The sequence below is a fragment of the Clostridium nigeriense genome (assembly GCF_050585245.1).
In the GTDB taxonomy this organism is placed as follows: Bacteria; Bacillota; Clostridia; order Clostridiales; family Clostridiaceae; genus Clostridium; species Clostridium nigeriense_A.
The window spans coordinates 1-21194 of record NZ_JBNOOF010000003.1 but is presented as its reverse complement, the minus strand read 5'-3'; the positions used below and the strand labels follow the sequence as shown (position 1 = coordinate 21194).

At 29.0% G+C, this 21194-nt stretch carries 17 protein-coding genes; 1 reads left to right on the top strand and 16 read right to left on the bottom strand.

What is annotated here, in order from left to right:
- Nucleotides 1–96: 96 nt before the first annotated feature.
- The 12 genes from ACQPUY_RS06245 to licT all read right to left on the bottom strand — a co-directional run bounded on the left by ACQPUY_RS06245 (nucleotide 97) and on the right by licT (nucleotide 11271).
- Nucleotides 97–1041: a YARHG domain-containing protein gene (locus ACQPUY_RS06245; RefSeq protein WP_430840281.1), complete on the bottom strand. Its 945-nt coding sequence runs from the start codon at nucleotides 1039–1041 to the stop codon at nucleotides 97–99.
- Nucleotides 1042–1111: 70 nt separating this feature from the next.
- Nucleotides 1112–2671, bottom strand: coding sequence for an AAA family ATPase (locus tag ACQPUY_RS06240; RefSeq protein ID WP_430840280.1), 1560 nt, complete (start codon nucleotides 2669–2671; stop codon nucleotides 1112–1114).
- Complete coding sequence (locus ACQPUY_RS06235) at nucleotides 2671–3231, bottom strand: hypothetical protein (RefSeq protein ID WP_430840279.1); 561 nt, start codon at nucleotides 3229–3231, stop codon at nucleotides 2671–2673. Before ACQPUY_RS06235 ends, ACQPUY_RS06240 begins: the two co-directional genes overlap by 1 nt.
- Entirely contained in the window at nucleotides 3224–3367 is a 144-nt protein-coding gene (locus tag ACQPUY_RS06230) for a hypothetical protein (RefSeq protein ID WP_430840278.1), read from the bottom strand. Before ACQPUY_RS06230 ends, ACQPUY_RS06235 begins: the two co-directional genes overlap by 8 nt.
- 16 nt (nucleotides 3368–3383) lie before the next feature.
- Nucleotides 3384–5096 carry a hypothetical protein gene (locus tag ACQPUY_RS06225; protein WP_430840277.1) on the bottom strand — a complete coding sequence of 571 codons (1713 nt, stop codon included), beginning with the start codon at nucleotides 5094–5096 and terminating at the stop codon, nucleotides 3384–3386.
- 16 nt (nucleotides 5097–5112) lie between these two features.
- A complete protein-coding gene (locus tag ACQPUY_RS06220; RefSeq protein WP_430840276.1) occupies nucleotides 5113–5604 on the bottom strand; it encodes a hypothetical protein in 492 nt (163 codons plus the stop codon).
- A 281-nt stretch (nucleotides 5605–5885) separates the two neighbouring features.
- Entirely contained in the window at nucleotides 5886–6101 is a 216-nt protein-coding gene (locus ACQPUY_RS06215) for a hypothetical protein (protein ID WP_430840275.1), read from the bottom strand.
- Between the two features lie 56 nt (nucleotides 6102–6157).
- Nucleotides 6158–6454, bottom strand: a complete 297-nt coding sequence (locus tag ACQPUY_RS06210; RefSeq protein ID WP_430840274.1) for a hypothetical protein — start codon at nucleotides 6452–6454, stop codon at nucleotides 6158–6160.
- A 256-nt stretch (nucleotides 6455–6710) separates the two neighbouring features.
- Nucleotides 6711–6890, bottom strand: a complete 180-nt coding sequence (locus ACQPUY_RS06205) for a DUF2922 domain-containing protein (protein WP_430840273.1) — start codon at nucleotides 6888–6890, stop codon at nucleotides 6711–6713.
- Nucleotides 6891–6977: 87 nt separating this feature from the next.
- Complete coding sequence (locus ACQPUY_RS06200) at nucleotides 6978–8390, bottom strand: glycoside hydrolase family 1 protein (protein WP_430840272.1); 1413 nt, start codon at nucleotides 8388–8390, stop codon at nucleotides 6978–6980.
- 15 nt (nucleotides 8391–8405) lie between these two features.
- Nucleotides 8406–10265 carry a beta-glucoside-specific PTS transporter subunit IIABC gene (locus ACQPUY_RS06195; protein WP_430840271.1) on the bottom strand — a complete coding sequence of 620 codons (1860 nt, stop codon included), beginning with the start codon at nucleotides 10263–10265 and terminating at the stop codon, nucleotides 8406–8408.
- Between the two features lie 172 nt (nucleotides 10266–10437).
- Complete coding sequence (gene licT, locus ACQPUY_RS06190) at nucleotides 10438–11271, bottom strand: BglG family transcription antiterminator LicT (protein ID WP_430840270.1); 834 nt, start codon at nucleotides 11269–11271, stop codon at nucleotides 10438–10440.
- 301 nt (nucleotides 11272–11572) lie between these two features.
- On the opposite strand from licT, the gene ACQPUY_RS06185 reads away from it, so the two are divergent.
- Entirely contained in the window at nucleotides 11573–12643 is a 1071-nt protein-coding gene (locus ACQPUY_RS06185) for an acyltransferase family protein (protein WP_430840269.1), read from the top strand.
- A gap of 156 nt (nucleotides 12644–12799) precedes the next feature.
- Here ACQPUY_RS06185 and ACQPUY_RS06180 read toward each other — a convergent pair whose 3' ends face one another.
- The 4 genes from ACQPUY_RS06180 to ACQPUY_RS06165 all read right to left on the bottom strand — a co-directional run bounded on the left by ACQPUY_RS06180 (nucleotide 12800) and on the right by ACQPUY_RS06165 (nucleotide 20875).
- The gene (locus tag ACQPUY_RS06180; RefSeq protein WP_430840268.1) at nucleotides 12800–14152 is read right to left on the bottom strand and encodes a PTS transporter subunit EIIC; all 1353 of its coding nucleotides are present in this window, start codon (nucleotides 14150–14152) and stop codon (nucleotides 12800–12802) included.
- Between the two features lie 20 nt (nucleotides 14153–14172).
- Entirely contained in the window at nucleotides 14173–15603 is a 1431-nt protein-coding gene (locus ACQPUY_RS06175; RefSeq protein ID WP_430840267.1) for a glycoside hydrolase family 1 protein, read from the bottom strand.
- Between the two features lie 22 nt (nucleotides 15604–15625).
- Nucleotides 15626–16420: a MurR/RpiR family transcriptional regulator gene (locus ACQPUY_RS06170; RefSeq protein WP_430840266.1), complete on the bottom strand. Its 795-nt coding sequence runs from the start codon at nucleotides 16418–16420 to the stop codon at nucleotides 15626–15628.
- Nucleotides 16421–16789: 369 nt separating this feature from the next.
- Nucleotides 16790–20875: an immunoglobulin-like domain-containing protein gene (locus tag ACQPUY_RS06165; RefSeq protein ID WP_430840265.1), complete on the bottom strand. Its 4086-nt coding sequence runs from the start codon at nucleotides 20873–20875 to the stop codon at nucleotides 16790–16792.
- Between the last annotated feature and the right edge of the window lie 319 nt (nucleotides 20876–21194).

Below are 21194 nucleotides of genomic sequence, written 5' to 3'. Positions count from 1 at the left end.
CTTCATATATGGAAGCCATTGTTAGAGTCTTCATCAAATATTGGCCATTACTTCCTGCTGAATCTCCCATTTTAATAACTTCTAGTACCTATACCTTTATTCGCCTAAATCATAACTAAGTCGTAGTTCAGTTCTTCTTTCTTCTTCCTCTAAAATTGTAGCGACATTTTTATTTTCAATTGCTGTTAATGCCATATCATTTCCAAGTGAAGAATCAATTACAAACCAACTTCTTTCTTTAAAGTGTTGTAACAATTCCTTTGTTGAAAATCCCAATCCATATCTTGCAAATATTTCATTTCTAGCAACTACCAATTCCCAATCATTTAATTCTGAAACTTCACTTGATGTTATTTCTAAAGTATTACTATTAGGGATTACAAAGGAACTAGTTATTGATATATTACTTTCTCTAGCGAACTTTAAAAATTCTAATGATTTAATCATACCTAAGTTATATTCTTCTACTTCTTTTAATAACTCTCCAGAATAACTTGGATTAGCTTTATACCAACTCTTACTTTCAAAATATAATTGTAAATTAGGCTGGCTCTTAAATATATATCCATATCTTGCAAATATCTCATTTTTAGCAATTAATAACTCTTCTGCATCATAGTCATTTAATGATTTAAAATCTAATTCAACACTATCACTTGAGGAAATTATATAATCTCTATCTTTATACTTACCTATATAATAATTAGCAACTTCTGATAAATTATCATCATTATAACTTACATCTTCATTATAATTATCATCTATAGCTAAATTATCATTATTTAATTCATCACTTATATTAATTGAATTATTACTTTCTATATCTAAATCTTCTTTGCTAGGTAATTTTTTTAGAATTCCTATTGTAGAAAAAGCTGCTCCGATTACAGCTATAGTCACTAATCCTATTATAACCATTTTATCAATTTTAGCTTTACTTTTTGTATTAATATTAGTTTCATCAACTACTCTACTACCACAACTTGTACAGAAACTTTGATTATCATTAATTTCAGCTCCACATTTATTACAATACCTCAATTTTTTTCTCCATTCTTAAATAATAGATTTATATTATACTTAATGTAATTACATAAATTAACTCACTAAACTACATAAGTATGGTTCTACCTCTATTTTTAGATGAGTTATTAGGACTTTCTCCACCAATAGGGGCCCCCGATGCAGAAACAGCTCTTTCTTTCCCCCAATTTCTTATATCCTCAATCTTTTCAGGATTAGTTTTAGTCATAGGTACCACATTAATAAATGCCTTTTTAAAGAAATCTTCGGTTATAGATTCAAATCCATCTAAATACGCCTTTTTAGCAACATCATTCACTGCTGACTCTATATCTGCACCTGAAAATCCGTCTGATAATTCAACAAGTTCATTCATTAGATCTTCATTTATTTCAGACTTTAATCCTTTTTTAATATATATACTAATAATCTCTCTTCTTTCTTCTCTTGTTGGTAAATCAACGAAAAATAACTCATCAAATCTACCTCTTCTTAAAAGCTCAACAGGAAGCTTAGAAATATCATTAGCTGTTGCAACTATAAATACTCTTGCAGTAGCCTCTTGCAACCAGAATAAGAATTGCCCAACTAATCTTGTAGATGTGCCACCATCACCGCCACCAGTAGCTCCAGCTAATCCTTTTTCAATTTCATCTATCCAAAGCACACAAGGTGCAACATGGTCTGCAGTTGCAAGTGCTTCTTTTAACCTACCTTCACTTTGCCCAAGGTATTGTCCATGTATTGTAGATAAATCTAATCTATATAAAGGTAGATTCCAATCTACAGCAATAGCTTTTGCAGATAATGACTTACCACATCCTGGAACACCAACAAGCAACACTCCCCTTGGTGGCTTTATTCCTGTTCCTCTTAAATCAGCAGTTACTAATTGACTATTAACATTTAACCATTGTCTCAGCCCAGCAAGTCCACCAACATTTAAAATATCATTATTAACCTTTATTCTTTCTAATCCTGATATATCTGAGAATATTCTTTCCTTAGCACTCATTACTTCATTAATATCCTCTTTTAAAATACTCCCTTTTGCTAATAGAGTCACAATAATATTTTCTGTTTCAATCTTACTTATTCCATTCAAAAATGTTGCAGCTTTTTTCACATCCGTATCATCCCATTGAATTTCCATAGATCCTCTATATGGATCTATGCATTCTTTAATTATCTCAAGTATTTCTTCCTCATCCGGATTATCAAGAGTTAAAGACATTCCTAATCTTTGAAGTTGTCCCCATACTGGCTTATTTCCAATAACAACTATTGAACCACCATTTTCAGTAGCTAATAATGTCAGATCCATTAATTGTCTTGCTGTATCTGTATCATCTTCAATATCAGGCATTTCAGTTAAAATAATAGTCAAATTACTTTTCTTTGGCATATTTTCACTAATAAAATCTAATGCTCCTGGTAGTGACCTATCATCGCTAACTTGAGTATCTTCAATTAACTCTCTCATTCCTTTTGATATTGAATGAACGTATATTGGAATACCTATTTCTTGTGATGATTTTCTAAATATATCTAACACTCTACTTCTCTCACAAGTTCGAACTGAAATAAATGGTATTCTTGCTTTTAAATAATTATCTACTATTTGTGAACATTCTTTTATGTTAGCCATTAAAATAAAATCCTCCTTTTAGCACCAATATGTCCATTATTAGCACTACTTGCTCTTTCTTCGTCAGTGTCTATTACCTGTGATACCGAGTGTTCTTTCACTTCTACATCATTAAATTTATTAACTGGATTTTTTCTAACTAAACTTGCTATAACTCCAGTCCTATCTCTCTTTGCAGAATCTAATAACGAGTTTTGCATTGCATCTGCTGTTTTAGTTATATAACTTTCTATATGCTGACAAAGTTCTTGAGGAAATACCTTTATTTCACTAAACACCATCAATCGTTTAAATTCTCTTCTTGCATATAAAAGATTTCTTTCTATTTCTCTGCTAGATTTAGCCGGCTTAGAAATTCTATTATTAAAATTATTTTGCATAATATTTAGCTTATATTCAATTAAATCAAAAATAGACTTTGTAAATCTTTCAGCAACTCCACTTTGCCATTCGATACTTCCTTGCATCATAGCATATAAAGCTTCATTTTCCATTTTTTCATCTCTAAATGCATCTAAACACTTCATCCATTCATTATAAGTATGTGGTACTTTAAGCATTTCTCTTTATCCTTATTATATTTGTAGTTTTTGGTACTAAGCTCCATTCTGGTAACTTAACTGCTATTTCAGCATTCTTATCTTCTATCTTAATTTCATTATTATTATTTTTATTTAATATTTCTTTAAATGTCACTATTATTTCCCCCTAATTATAATATTTGTCTAGTATCGCTATATTTATTATAGATAAATTGAGATGGATTTATATTTTCTAAATAATTTAAAGTATCTTTACACATATTATCCTTATTTTGGACATCTCTTATAAAGTCTGTAACTTCAGCCATAATAGCTTTAATTATCCCTATACCATTTTTTCTCATTTCATTATATTTATTACTTATAGTCTCTTTTCTTTTATCTAATCCCTTATAGTCTTTATAGAACCAATACCCTAGTCCTACAGAACCAATAAGTAAAAATGGATTAATAAATGGTAATACCGCTGCACTTAAAATTTTTAAGTAATTACTTCCAGATAGTTTAACAGTAGCAATTTCACTATTTTCATTTCTTATGCAATAATCACCAAAACTCTTAATCATTTCTTCTTCATTCTTTCCATCATTACTCTGACCCTTCCATTCCCCTATAGCAAATGGTATTTTAGTTGAAAACTTAGTTCGTATTTCTGTAACTTTATCATTATATGCATCTATAATCCATTTTTTTGATAAAGCTATAGACAATCTTTGAGTTGCTTTAGATGCATTATTTTTTTCTGCAAACATAGCGGAGTTTGTTAATAATGTTGTAAATTCTATAAATGAATTATAAATACTTTCTTCAGCTTCAAACCTAATTTTTGCTTTTGTTTCATCTCCACCTTCATCTATGATAGAGACAAGTCTTTTTTCTTCTTTCTTTAATGGTAACTCTTCTGTATCAAATTCAGATACAAGTTTATCTAATAATTGATCTAATGCTACTTCTATTCTTTTGGTTGATTGTATTTCACTTTCAAATATTTCTTTAAAGTACTCATATAAGTTTTCATGAATTGTTGTATTATCCATAACTTCTTGTAATTTCTCTAAATTTTCTGAATATTTATTTAAGTAAGTAAATCCTGATATATCAGTCTTTGTTATCTTACTTCCTAATGCTTTCTTCCAATTTTCTCTTTGTTTTTCTACAAATCCAACCTGTTCTGAAAGTTCAGTTATCCAAGTATCAATTTTTTCATAACATTGATTTGTTAAACCTTGTCCAAATAAACCATTTGAATAAGCATCAAGAACCACAACCATATCTTGTGGTAAATGCTTTGGATCTTGCATTTCTATATATCTGTTTAACCATTTTTCACTTGCTTCATATCTACCATATCTTCTATTTATTAAAGTAAAGAATAGAGATGCTTTTTCATCACTTCTTCTTATAGATTCTTGCACCGCTCTATCTGCAATTTCTTTATTATCAATTACCCAAGCTGATAATGCTACTAAAGCTGGTGCTAACCAATATCCTGGTGTGTTTAACATCATTTCTTCTGTATTAGACACTATAGCTTCTTTTCTTATTATTTTTGCATCTATCCCTTGAAGAATACCAGTTGTATTTCTTCTAACAATCTTATTATGACCAAACTTACTTTCAATTTCTTGTCTTACTTGTAGTATTTTAGTCTCAGCTAATTGTAAGTTCTTCGCCAAAGTATCTTTTCTTATAAATTCTAATAAGTCATTTTTTATTTCTTCAATAGCTTGTTCAACTCCGATGACTTTTCCCTCAACAGTTATTACTGATTTATTTACTTCATGTATGTTATTCTCTAAAACTTGTAAGTTTTTATTAACTACATTAACACTACTAAGCACCTTACCAATATTATCATTTATAATCTGCAATCCTTCTGCCATATTATTTCCCCCTAAATTATATTCTTACTTCACTTACTGAACCATCATGATAGATAGCTCTTAAGTAATCAGTATATACTTCTATAAATTCATAATTTGGATTTTGAGATAGGTTTCTAGCTCTTTCACTTAAAGGATCCATTTTTTCATAATCTCTAAAATGACAAACTATTCTTCCTATCATATCTAGTTTATGAACTTCAAAATTTTCACCTAAATAGCATTTGGCAACTATAGTAATTGGCATTTTATCTTCCGGTATTCCTAGCTCATTAAACTCTCCTTTTATTCTATTAACAATATCATCAACATATTGTTGTGGTAATGAGCATCCATTAGCATCAAGTATTTTACATAAGTCCATATACTTGTCACTTCTTTTTTTTCTAAGTTCTTTTTCCACATTAATAGAAGATACTATACTTGGTTTAGTGTTTATATTAGTATTAACACTTAAATCTATTCCAAATTTAGTATCTTTCTTTGAGAAAATTAATGGTCTTGCCATAATCTAAGCCCCCCTATACTTATCTATTTTATTTGTATTAATAATTATTTTTATCATTCAATATATACTCTATTTTCTTTAATTATATAACTCATTTTTATTACACAAACTTCTAACTACTATCGCTTAATTTTTCTCCAACTCCACAATATGCTAATTCCCCTTTAGCTTCAAATAGTTTTAAAGTTTCGTAAGATAGTATGAATCTCCTACCAATTATATATCAATCCTTTAAAAAGCCATGATTTTTATATCACTCAAGAAATCTTTTTCTATAAATATTATTGTTTCGCTGTTAATATAACATTTACTAATACTATTAATAAAATTGTAAATAATACTTTTTTAGTAAAATTACTTTTTCTTATATAAATTTCTTCACCATTTTTTTTATTAATCTTTACTGTTTTATTTTTAGGCTTTCCTATACTCATATATGAAAAGCCAAAAATAGCTATTAAAATTAATAATAAATTAGATAATATATTTTCTAACATCTTATAACTCCTATATGCTAATTATACAAAAATTAGTTCTTTAACAATTTAAAAATTTACAGAATATATTCTATATTTTCATGTTTTTTACATATAACTCCTAAAGAAAATACTCCTAATCTTTCACCACATATCCAACAATATTTTTTGCCTCTATATAATTTTAAATCTTGTAATGCCGAAAAATATGCATTTGCTGAAACTAAATATTCATCTTCATGACCTATATATTTTCCAAATAGACTTTTTATATTTGCTATTGCATTTTGTGTTAAATCAGACTTACATTTTAAATCAATAAAATCTTGGTAATTAGTATAATCATCTTTAATAAATCTCCCCTTTGCACCCAATCTTTCTGCTAAATTTTACCACATAACCTTTATCATAATTTGTCTTCTTTTGTATATATCCAAATTATTTTTCCTGGCTAAATTTAAGAAAATATCACGTAGTAAAAACTCAAGCATTACACTACATAATCTTTATTAATTGAATATCATAATAAACTTTATTTGTTTTTTGTAAAGTAAAAAAAACCATAGTAAAATACTTATAGTATTCTACTATGGGCCCTTATATGAAACTTTAGCCTATAAGACTAAAGTTCTAAAGTTCAATTTCTGTTGTATCTTTAACAACTACTTGAGCTGCTTGCTTTTCAACTAGATCTCCATTTTCTGTTTTTATAAGATTGTTGTCTATAATAGTATCCATTAAAGATACCACTGCTACATCTTCAACATCTTCCTTAATATCCTTTATAGATAAGGATATAATTCCTCTCAAGTTCGGAATTATGAAATATTAGATAATCTCAAAATACCAAAATATCAATAATATATATTCGTAAATTGATTAAATTTTTCTAGTTTGTTAATCTATTAAACTTCCACCATTAGTTCTTATAACTTCTTTATACCAATTGAAGCTCTTTTTCTTATAACGTTCTAAAGTACCTGAACCATCATTTTGTCTATCAACATATATAAATCCATATCTCTTCTTTAATTCTGCTGTAGAAGCGCTAACTAAGTCAATACATCCCCAGCTTGTGTATCCCATTATTTCAACACCATCTTCTATAGCTTTTCCTACTTCAACTAAATGGTCATTTAAATATTTAATACGGTAATCATCAATTACTGTTTTTTCACCATCTACTTCAACTAATTCGTCTACAGCACCTAAGCCATTTTCAACGATAAATAATGGTTTTTCATAACGATTATAGAAGTAATTGCATATATATCTTAACCCTTGTGGGTCTATTTGCCATCCCCATTCTGATTCTTCTAAATACGGATTCTTAACTCCTGAAGTTAAATTCCCTCTTCCTTTTTCATACTTTGATAAATCTTTAGCTGTACATTTACTCATATAGTAACTAAAAGATATAAAGTCTACTGTATTTTTTAGTATTTCTTCATCTTCTGGTTCCATTTGAATATTAACACCTAATTCCTTAAATAGCTTCTTTGTATATCTTGGATACTTACCTCTTACATGAATATCTGTAAAGAACATAAGATCCTGATCACGTTCCATTGAAGCTATCATATCATCTGGATGTGGAGTCATAGGATAATTTACTACTCCAAGTACCATACATCCAACCTTTGCATCTGGCATAATTTCATGAGCTAGTTTAACTGCTAATGCACTTGCAACTAATTCATGATGAGCTGCTTGATAGACATCTTGCTTAGTTAACTCTGCTTTTGGAGTTAATATTCCAGCTCCCATTAATGGAAAGTGTATTACAGAATTTATCTCATTAAATGTAAGCCAATATTTTACCTTGCCCTTATAACGTTCAAAAACTACTCTACAATAATTCTCAAAGAACTTTATTAGTTTTCTATTTCTCCATCCATCATAAGTCTTAGCTAAATGAAGTGGTGTTTCATAATGAGATAAGGTTACTAATGGTTCAATGCCATATTTTAAACATTCGTCTATAACATTATCATAAAACTTTAATCCTAATTCATTTGGAGTCTCTTCATCTCCATTAGGAAATATTCTAGACCAAGCAATTGAAAATCTTAATGTCTTAAATCCCATTTCTGCAAATAGTTTAATATCTTCTTTATATCTATGATAAAAATCTATACCAACTAACTTTAAATTTTCCTCTACTGGCCCATCAGAAATTGGTCCAACTATTCCATGTGGCATTATATCTTGAATAGATAGTCCCTTTCCATCTTCATTATAAGCACCTTCACATTGGTTAGCTGCTATAGCACCTCCCCACAAGAAACCTTCATTAAATCTTGATCTCATTAAAATTCTCCTTTCTTAATTAAGAACTCTTATTAATGTATCTTCCTTCTTAACATAAGTTTTTTCAGTTCCTAATACATCCATATAATCTGCTGTATTAGTAACAATAACTGCTGTAGTTATATCATATCCAGCATTCTTAATAGCTTCTTTATCAAATTCTATTAATAAATCTCCTGATTTAACTACATCACCTTGTTTTATATAAGACTTAAAATATTTTCCTTCTAACTTAACTGTATCTATTCCAATATGAATTAGTAATTCTACACCATTTTCATCCTTTAATCCAATAGCATGATTAGTTTTAAATAGAGATTCAACTGTACAATCAAATGGAGCAAAAACTTTTCCTACTGTTGGTATAACAGCCATACCTTTACCCATAAGCTCTTGTGCAAATACATCATCATTCATTTCTGATAATGGAATAACTTCTCCTTCTACTGGAGCAGATACAGATACTTCGCCTACTATTGATTTACTTGTATTTTCAACTTTTTCTGTGGAAACTTCTTTATTTTCTTCTTCAATATCATCAAATCCTAGTATTAACGTAACTATTGTAGTAGCAACTATTGCAACAACTATTGTAATACATGCATTTAAAACATTTGACATATCATCACTAATATAAACTGGAATTGCAGCAAGTCCTGCTGTTGCTGATGCATATGTTCTTATTCCAGTAATACCAGCATAAAGACCAGCTATACCTCCACCTATCATAGATGCATATAAAGGTTTTTTAAGCTTAAAGTTTACACCATATAAAGCTGGTTCTGTAATACCCATAAATGCAGTTGTACTACTTGATAAGCTTAATTGCTTTAATGATTTATTCTTAGTTTTTAATCCCACTACTAAAGCTGATGTTGCTTGAGCAATATTAGATGATAACATACCAGGTCCTAAAATTGTACCATATCCTAAAGTTGCATATTGAATTTGTTGGATAGGTGCAAAGCAATAATGCATACCAGTCATAATAAATAATGGAGTAAATGTACCCATAATTACAGGAATAAGCCATCCAGCTCTATCATTTATAAAGTTCATTCCGATAGCAAGAATTTGTCCAATATAATTTCCTAATGGTCCTAAAACAGTAAACCCTATTAAAGAAGTTATTATTAAAGTAATAAGTGGTACTAAAAATACTTTTACTGAAGCAGGTGATATCTTCTTTGCAAATTTTTCAATATATGATTGTGCAAATACTATTAAAAGTATAGGAACAACACTTGAACTATAAGAAATTATATTTACAGGTATTCCAAAGAAAGCAACTGGATCACCAGTATTTAAAGCTGAAAAACTTGGATGTAATAAAGCAGCTCCAAGTACAGCAGCTAAATAAGGACTACATTTAAATCTCTTAGCAGCTGAATAAGCTAATATAACTGGTAAGAAATAGAATACTGTATCACTTAAAAAGCTTAAATAAGCATAAGTTTGAGTACCTGCATCTACTAATCCAAAAAGCTTTAATACTGCTAATAAAGCCTTTATCATACCTGATCCTGCAAGAGCTGGGATAACAGGAGTAAATATTGCTGTAATAGTGCCTAAAACTTTATTTATAACTCCTGTTTCTTTATCTTCAGAATCTGATGCTGAGTTTTCAGCAAATTTACCTAGTTTATGTATTTCATCGCAAACTTTACTTACGTTTGTTCCAATTATTATTTGAAATTGTCCATTTTTATTTACTACACCTTGAACTCCTTCAAGTTTCTTTATAGACTCTGTGTCAGCCTTACTAACATCATTTAAATTAAATCTTAATCTAGTCATACAATTTGTAACACTAGCTACATTTTTTTCTCCACCAACTAACTTTAATATTTCGTTGGCCATCTTTTTAAAATCCATAATTCTTCTCTCCTTTAAATTTTTATAAAAAAAACCTAGAGTATTAGAAAGAAACTTTAAATATAAACTAAATTTATAAAAAATTAGTTTATAAACAAACTCTTTTTAATACTCTAGGTCTTGCCTGCACTACCAGTAACAATCCTATTAAATAGGTCTCATTCAATTTTTACTAACTTGTAATAATTCTCTTAATATGAACAGTTAAATAAACTAATTCATCTGAATTTAATTCTTTATTATACTTATCCTTAATCAACTTAGCAATTTTTAAAGTACATTCATAAGCTTCTGGATATCTTAACTTAACAACCTCTTCAAAATCTTCATCTCCAAATTCACTTAAAGTACTATTTAGTATTCTATAAGCAAAAAACTTTAAATGAGTTAAAAATCTACTATAATATAATGAATCTTCATCAATATCAATTTTAAAATGATATCTTATTACATTTAATACATTTTGAATAAATTCAGTAACTTGTATAGTATCCCTTATAGCTTCTCCCCCAAGTTCTGCATTTACTATATGCATTGCAATTGAAGCTGCTTCATCCTCTGGTAAAGTTATATTAAACTCTTCATTTAAAAGCTCTAATGCTTTCAATCCTATACTAAACTCCTTAGGATAGAATCTTTTTATTTCCCATAATAACGCATTACTAAAAGGTAACCCCTTTTCCTGTCTTGCTATAGAAAAACTTATATGATCTGTTAATGTCAAATAAATATTTTCACTTAGCTCTTCATTAAGGGTTTCTTTAGCATACTTTATAATACTCTCTGTAACCCTCATATACTCCATAGGAATTTGAGTTAATATGGAGAAAAGCTTTCCTGATACAGATTTAGATTTTAAGAAAAATTCCTTTTCCACTTTACTTTTATCTACTTTTTCACCTTTTTTCTTTTGAAATCCAATTCCTGCTCCTAAAAGAATTCTCTCTTGATTTCTTTCATTTACTGCACATATTACATTATTATTTATTATGCGTGTAATCCTCATATATAAAACTCCTAGCATATATGAATTTTAAAAAAGACCTAATAGGTATATAAATATAATTCATTACACCTAAAATTACATTTATATACCTATTAGGTCTTGCCTGCTATCCAGTAACAATCCTAATTACTAACATTATTAACTTGTCTACATAATATCACATCAGTATAACGTTGTCAATAATGAATTTGTAACGTTATCAAAAGAATTATATTATTAGTATTTACTACTGACTAATAATGTTATAATATTAAATAGTTATCCGTAAATGGTTACATTAAATTTATAAGGAGGATTACTAATGCTTAAAAACGCAGACTATTTTAATGAAGTAGATTATATGAAAGGGATAGCAATAATTCTAGTGTTTATTGGACATGCTGCTACCCCTTCATTTTTACCACGTCCAGATATATATGAATTTATAGTACAATTTATTTATATGTTCCATATGCCTGTTTTCTTTTTCGTATCAGGTTTTCTTTCATTAAAATTATTAGATATGAATTTAAAAACACAGTACTTACCTTTTATAAGAAAAAAGCTTTATCGCTTAGGATTACCTTTTTTAACAATTTCTATAATAACTAATGCTTTAATTATTATTTTAAAGCAAATAACTAATTCACCTGTAGGAATAAAAGGACTAGCAGATATGATAAAAGTAATTTTCTTATATCCTGAGAATGGAATAATGGGTGCCTTATGGTTTTTATATACTTTACTTTTTATTTCTATTTTGGCTCCATTGATCTTAAAGATTCCTATTAAATTTACTTTAGCAATAGCTATAATGCTAAATATATTTTTCCCAAATAATATAAGTTTTTTAGCCCTTAATAGAGTTACTTTTTTCTTAGTTTTCTTTTTATTAGGTATTATATTTAGAAAATTCTATTCTAAGTCAAAGATATTATTTGAAAAAAGATATTTTATATTTATTTCTCTTTTAATAATTAGCATTACTACGTATATCTATACTAGCAATTTTCCAATTAATAATTATTTTCTTAATTCATTAATATTTATATCTGGTTTTTTTGGAATAATACTAGTTTATAATTTAGCAACAAAGGTAAATTCATCAAATAATATGCTAAAATTTATTGGACAACGTTCCATAGATATTTATATCTTCTCATGGTTTTTCCAAATAGCATCAATGATTTTAATAAGTACTATACTTAAAATTGAAAATTACTCTATCTTTTTTGTAAGCAACCTTATTATAGGTTCACTGTGTTTACCTTTTTCAAATTATGTAATAAGAAGATTTAAATTATTTAGAGTTATCTTCTTAGGAAATGTTGCAGAATTAAAAGTTAAAGATGAAGACTTCAAAGTTGATGAAAATACTCTTAATATATTGTAGATTAATCTATGCCCCAGGATATCAGAAAGTTGAGATATCTCAAAATTCTGCTACCCTACTCAAAAGTTCTAACTTTTTATAATTATTTTTAGTCCTAATACTTTTTCAAGTGTCTTAAAAGGAATGGAAATAAAAACTCCATTCCTTTTAAGACACTTATTTAGATTCATCTTCAAACCCTAATATCCATGTAGCTATAAATGCACATACAACAGATATTGCTATTGTAACTGCTGCTAAATAAAAATTAGTCATTACTCCTAATCCATCTGTAGGAATAAATGTAGGTAATGCTGCTATACCTGGAGAAACTACAGCATATTGTTTAACCTGCATTATACCTGCAAATAATCCTCCAATTCCACCACCTATCATTGCTCCAATAAATGGTTTCTTAAATCTTAGTAATACTCCAAATATTGAAGGTTCTGTTATTCCTAATACTCCAGTTAATCCTGAAGATAATGCTAGCCCCTTAACATCTTGATTCTTTGATTTAAAATAAACTGCTAAAGCTGCCGCTCCAATTGCTACATTGGAAGCTAGCATTCCAGGCATAACAAATGCATCATATCCATACTCAGCCATAGCTGCGAATACTAATGGGAATAATGCTTGGTTCATTCCTGTCATTACAAGAACTGGAGTTAAAGCTCCAATTAATCCTACTGATAACCATCCAAGCTTAGTATTAATAAATGTTAATCCTTCTGCTACATAATTACCTATTATTACTCCTAAAGGTCCAAGAGCAATTAAAGTAACAGGAGCTACTATTAATATAGTTATTAAAGGCTTTGCAAAGAATTTGATTTCTTTTGGAGTAATTTTATCTACAATTCTATCAACTAAACTCATAAATAATACACCAAGAATTATTGGGATAACTGATGTATTATAAGTCGCTTGAGTTATAGGAATCCCTAAAAAATCTAACCCTGCAACACCATCTATATTGGTATGAACAAGTATAGCTGCTAAAAAAGCTCCCATCATAGGGTTTACACCTAATTTTCTAGCTGCACTATATCCAACATAAACTGGTAAAAAGAAAAATCCAGCATTATTTATTGTATTTAAAACCACATATGTTCCTGTGTCTGTAGCAAGTCCAAAGAAGGTCACACATATATTCAATACTGCTGATACCAGCCCAGCTGCAACTAATATTGGGAGTACTGGAACAAAAGTTCCACTTATAAAGTCAACAATAGTACCTAAAATATTCTTTTTTCCATCTTCATTAACTTTTCCACCCTTTTTAAAGTTACCTAGTTTAATAAACTGATTATAAACATTTCCAACATCAGTTCCAATAACTATTTGAATTTCTTTTCCTCTGGAAACTATCCCCATTACACCTGATATACTTTTAATATTTTCTTCACTAATTTTTGTTTCATCATTTAAAGTCAGTCTTAATCGAGTTGCACAATGATTTACCACAGCAACATTATCAATTCCACCACATTCCTTAAGAATATTTGTTGCCATATTTTTGTAATTCATAAAATTTCCCCCTTATCAATCTACCACTCTTTACCATTAGACTTAATTAACTTTGAATACCAATAGAATGAATCCTTTTTGATTCTTCTTAAATCAAGAACATCTTCATCAGTTGTATTTACATAAACTAATCCATATCTCTTTGCCATACCATTACCTGTACTTAATAAATCTGTAAAGGACCATAGATTATATGAAATAACTTCACACCCATCCATTATAGCTAGTCCAACTTGATATATTTGATTTCTTAAGAAATTAATACGCTCTTCATCATGTACACATCCATCTTCTCCAAGAGATTCATGAGCTCCATAGCCATTTTCAGTAATCATCATTGGCAGTTGATAGTGATCCCACATATAACGTAACATATATCTCATAGCAATAGGATCAATTTCCCAATCCCAATCTGTAGTTTCAACATTTGGATTAGCTGCTAATTGATATACACCTGGGTATTTAGGATAGATAAACTGTCCCTTTACTCCATTTTTATTAAGTTGCAGTTCTAAATACTCTTCTTCTGGCTTACAATCCTTTGCCACATTACTTCTGTAGCAATTTAAAGCAAAAAAGTCAATTTTAGCTTCTTTGATTAGCTCCATATCCCCTGGTCTAATATCTGGATCTATATCATTGTCATCCCAATATTTTTTTATAAATCCGTTATATTCTCTATGAACATATAAGTCATTCCAAACTTTTTCAGTAAGCTCTTCAGCATTCATTGCTGCTATTTGATCTTCTGGTTTACAACTTTCAGGATAAATTGGAACATATCCTGGAACTGGTCCAATCTTTCCTCCATCGACTAATTCATGGCACGCTATTACAGCTTTAGCATGACAAAGATTCATTATATGATTAATCTTCCACTTCTCCTTTTCCCAATCATCACAACCTTTATCTATTCCTAGCCAATTACCATAGCATATTTGCATATTTTGTTCATTAATTGATAGCCAATACTTAACTCTATCTCCAAAAGCTTTGAAACAAACTCTAACATAATGATCAAAAGCATCAATAACAGTTCTATTTCTCCATCCTCCGCACATTTCATCTACCCAAACTGGCATATCATAATGGTATAGAGTCACAATTGGAGTTATATTATTTTTTAACAGCTCATTTATTAAATCATTATAAAACTTAACTCCTTCTGAATTCACTTCTCCATCTTCATGAGGAATAATTCTTGACCATGAAATAGAAAATCTATAAGATGAAAATCCACATTCAGCCATTAATTGTACATCTTCTTTATAATGATGATAGTGATCTGCTGCAATTGAATTATCTGCAAAAGGCTTCTTTTTCTTACTATTTAAATCTATAATTGCTGGTGTCCTTCCACCTTCTGCAACCGCTCCTTCAACTTGCCATGCTGCACTAGATGCCCCCCACATAAAATTTTTCGGAAAAATAGGATTAGTTTTGTAGTACATAAATTCTTCATTCCTTTCAATATTAATTCTTTATATTTCCATACTTTCTTACATATGCACTATAGATAATATCAAACATATAGCTTATACCATACTTTTCATAAACACTTCTGCCATCCTTTGATCTATCAATAGCACTCAAATGATAGACTTTATCATACCATTTTTTAAACTCTTCATTTCTATTTACAGTTACTAAAATTTTAAATGCATTACTTTGTGAAACATATTCACGAGATGCCATTGCAAAAGTTCCCATAGCAGATATAGTTACTATCATATCTCCTTTATCTAAAGTACTTATTAAAGGCTTGTCCGTATATAAATCAGAAACTATATTAATGATTTTGCCATGAAAAATCATAGATTGTTGAAATTCTTGAATTATAGACATAGCTGCTCCCGCGGTAAGAAAAACTACAGTTTTACTTTTATATATCCTATCTGCAATTTTATCAACTTCATCTACATTCATTCTTTTATCAAGCTCAACTATCATTTCATTTATTTCCCTAGTTAAACTATCTCTATAATTCTCCCTATTAGAGTGCTTAATATAATAAGAATATTTATCATCATATTCTTTAAAAGCAGTTTTCAAATCTAAAAAATTATCAAACCCTATAGATTTACAAAACCTTCTTATACTAGATCTTGAAACAAAACATTCTGCAGCAACATCATATATATTTAGTTCTGATAGTTGATGATAGTGTTTCAAAAAATAGTGAGCAATCACATAATTTGAACTTTCTTGATGATTCTCATTTATTATTGAAAACAATGAATTCAATAAACTTAACCTATTAATATTCATAAAAATTACCTCATCCTTATAAAGTATTTTTACTACCATCTTTAATTTTATGATAACATTTTCAAGAAGGTAGTGGGGTGCAGTTTTTGCTCCCTATTTGTATATATTATTTAACTAACTTGAAGAGTAATTAAACTATCTCAAGTGAATTTACTGCTCTAAATTAATTAAATTATAATTGAATCAAAAAAAATCTTCAAAGACATATAAAATAAGCATTTTTAAAATATAAAGGAAGTCGCAAAAACGCCACTCCCTTTGTATTTGATTAATTTAATTTTTCATTGTATAACAGCACCATACCCCAAGGTATCAGGCTTTAAAATTTCCAAGCTTTCTGATACCCTAGGGCATTATTTATTTATCTTACTATTTACTTTTAAGTCTTAATACTTTCTTCTTTGCTAAGGCAATCCCAGCTCCAATTAATGATAAAGCTCCTAAAGCAAGGTATATAACTGATTCGCTTCCTGTTTTAGGTAAGCTTTCTTTATTGGAAGTATCTAATTTATTTCCTGAGTTAGATCCGGAGCTTGTTCCTCCGTTGTTATTTCCATTATTATTTCCACCATTGCTACCATCATTATTGCTGTTATTGTTATCTTCTCCTGGAGTAGAATCATCTATCTTCCTAACAGTGATAATTCTTGATACTACTTCTATATTTCCTGCATTATCAGATACTGTATAGGTAATTGTATATTCTCCTTCTCTAGTTGTATCAACAGTACCTTCTACAACTATTTTAGAAGTTAAATTACCATCTCTATCATCACTTGCAGTAACTCCATCCATTGGATTAAATTCTGTTCCTAAAGGAATTTCATTATTCTTAGGTAAAGTTATACTTGGCTTTACAATATCTTTATCTACTGTAAAGTAATTTACATTTGTTCTAGAAAGTCCACCAAACTCATCTGTAACTTCTGCATACCATCCATATACACCATTTTCTGCATTTTCTAATGTATATGAAATTTCAGTGTCGTTAGTTACATCATTTACTGTACCAATTACTTCATCAGTATACACATTTACATCTAAGTTTGTTGTTTCAATTGTCTTTTTCTCTGGCTCAATTCCTAAATCAGCAAAAGAAATATCAAAGGATTCTTCTCCTAATATAGTATCTCCACCTGAAACTGTATCCTTTGCATTATAATCATCTAATGAAGGTGAATAAGTTCTAAATAAAACTTTTCCAGACTCTAAATCAAAATGCATTAATCTCATATATCCCATACCACCTTCTGGTAATCCTTGATAATCAAATAGCATTTGATATACTTTTCTATCATTCACTCCATCACCATCATCATCAAACTCATTTACTACAGTTTGTGCATTATGATAATGACCTGATAAAACCATGCATACATTTGAATTTGTAGAAACTACTTCATTAAATATTCTTTGTGGTTCTTCCCCAAGGCCTCCACTTGCAAGTAAGTATTCATGGAAGTTTAAAATTGCCTTTCTCTCTGGATATTTCTTAAGAACATCATTCATCCATTCTATTTCTTCATCAGAAACTCCCCAACCTACATACATCATTATAAAGTCAATTCCACCTACAGTAATTAAATCATAGTGACCTCTATTATTTTTATAACTTCCCCCATACCATGGATTATTTATAAATCTATTTTCTCCAAAGTAAGTACTGTAATTTGTATAATCCCCTGTTAGATGACCAACATCATGATTACCAGCTAATACACCATAAGGTAGTCCTGCTTCATCTAACTTTTTATAAGCAGCATCAGCATTTTCCCATTGAGAAATCATATCTACATCATCAATAATATCTCCATCATGGAATAAATATTGTATATTCATCCTTGAACGATTTGCAAGTAACCAATCATGTATATTTAATTGATGTTCATATTTACCTACAATATTAGGATTATCTGCTGTATCTTCATTATAATATTGTGTATCACTTTCCAGTGCAAAACTAAAGTCATAAGTATTTCTATCTACATCATTTTCATTACTTGTTGTAATATTGGCATTTTCAGAAGGAACTGCAGGAGTTCCTGCCTCATATTGTGTTGGAGTATATCCTTCTCCATTTTGCACCATAACTTTTACTTTATTGTCTTTTAAATGATCCTTTAAAGAAACTGTACCAATTAATTTAATTTCATCGCCATTTTGCTCCATTTCAGTTGTAACTATATCAAAAGATCCTGTTGTATAATTATATACATACATTTTAGTTTTTAAATTATTTGAAGTTCCAGTCCAATCTACTTGAATTGTAGAATTTTCATTTATCGCATCGCTTAATTGGATGTCAAACTCTTCATAAGGGAATCCATTACTAGAATCTTTATTAAATACCTGTCCATTACTTCCTGCTGTTTGGCTAACCCCTTCAGTTTTAGAAATATTATAATCACCTAAAACATATCTTTCACCCTTTTTAAATGAAACAGTCATAATATCATTTGTGCTATCAGTTGCTTCTATTTTAAATACTGGATCAGAACTTAATATTGCTCCAGCTCCTGGAGTTATTTTTAAACCTAACTTTGCACTTTCTTCTGGAATAATAAATTTAACTTCCTTAGTATATTCATTATTACAGTTATCAACAGCATAAATTGTTAAAGTATGCTCACCTGGGGATAATTCTAATGCTCTAAAGGCATATGGTAATTCTATTTTTTTATCATCTAATTTTACTACTACTTCCTTAACTCCTGATATTTTATCTGTAGCATCTACTGTGATTTCATTTGTACCCTTATATATTTCATTATCTTTAATATTAGTAGTTATTACAGGTGCAGTGTTATCTACAATAAATTTTACATCTTCACTTTCTTTTGATGAAGTTAAGTTTCCAGTTATAATATGATCTCCATCACTAAGCTTTGTTGTATCTATTTCATATCTTAGTGCATTAAAAGAATCATTGCTTGGTGCAAATATAGCATTTAATATTTCTATTTTCCCTGCTGAGTCTCCCATTTTAATAACTTCTTCAGGATTTTCAAACCCTTCTGGACGTAGAATGCTTCCATCTGGTAATATTAATCTAATATTCTTAACAACAAAATCATCATTATTTTCTTCATTATGCTCTAATGCATTTGCCTTATTACCTGCATGAATATCAATTTGAATCTTTTCACCCTTAACAAAATAAGTTGGATCTACATCATAGGCTATTGTATCCCAATTATCATAGGTTCCTTCATTAAATATTCCAAGAACATCATTACCAATTGCAACTGCATTTTTAAAGAATGTATCTGTATCTTTAATATCAAAAACAATTTTAGCCTTATTTTCTATAGATGGAACTGCTTCAGAAGTTTTATCTTCTCCATCAATAAGCAATTTATCACCTGTTGTAATTAAATTATCTAGACCAAATAAGTACTGATTTTCATCTATGTTAAATCTAATATTTGAAATGTCTACTTCAGAATTTTCAATTCTCTTTATAGGAGTTGTTACAGTTGTAAAACCATCGCTAACTTCAAAATAATAATCAAAATAAGCCTTCCCTATTAAATCATACTTAGAAATTTCTTTTGAAAATATGTCTCCATCTTCTTTTAATAAATTATATGTTTCATAATCACTCATCTTATTACTTTTATAGCTTAACTTAACAGTTTTAATATTAGTTTCATCAGAACTTGCATTTACTTTAAAAAGTAAGCCCTCTTCACTACTAAATTTTTCAGCAGTGATATTTTCTACTGTTGGTGGATTTACTGGAGCATTAGAGGTAGATTGTACAGGTTTATCCTCATCTTTAACAGTACCTGGATCTGGAACAGATTTATTGCTTGTCATAATACTTTCACCAGTTTCTTTATCAAAAAGATACTTTATAGATTTATCTGCACTTGTATCTTTTACACCATTCATATTGTAAGCAACGAAATCTACTTCCTCATATGTGCTTGTAGTAAGTCTAAGAGCTCTTGCCCCACTATTAGCCATACCTGCACTATAAACTTCAAATAAATTCTTATTAATTTCTAACTGTGTACTAAAATGTTTATTAAAATCTTCTGCTGTTAAATCGTTGTTACTTCCATTCTTAATCCAGAAAACAACAGCCTCTCCACTTTTAACTTTAATATCATCATTAATATCTACCCATAATACATCGCTTGAATCACCCTTATCAGGATAATTGTAATATATCTTATAATCCTTTAAACTTATTTCTCTATCTGAGTTATTATAAAGTTCTATGAACTCATAAGCATCTGCCCCATTTATATTTGCAGAATCTGGTAATATCTCTGTAATTAATAATTCTGGGATTTGAACTTTTTCTACCTTAACACTTTCCTTAATTGTATCAGCTTGTACTAATAATATTTTAGTGCTTACTGCCATAGCTTCCATTGGTGTAGTACAAATTAAAGCCGTTAACCCCAAGATAAATAATTTACTTTTATATAATTTTCTTTTAGCCATAATATCCTCCCTTAATATCTACTTTTCCCATTTCTAAATTTACATCTGATAGGAGTATATCATGTAGAAAAATTAACCAATATCATATTTATGTAAAATAAAGTAAAGCTTTTTTAACGATTGTTGGAATTTTTTAACACAAACGAAATAACCCATAATAAAACACTTATATATTTTACTATGGGTCTTTATATGAAACTCTAATCTATGATGTTAGATTCTAAAGAGTAATTTCTGTTGTGTCCTTAACAACTACTTGAGCTGCTTGCTTTTCAACTAGATCTCCATTTTCTGTTTTAATAAGATTGTTATTTATAAT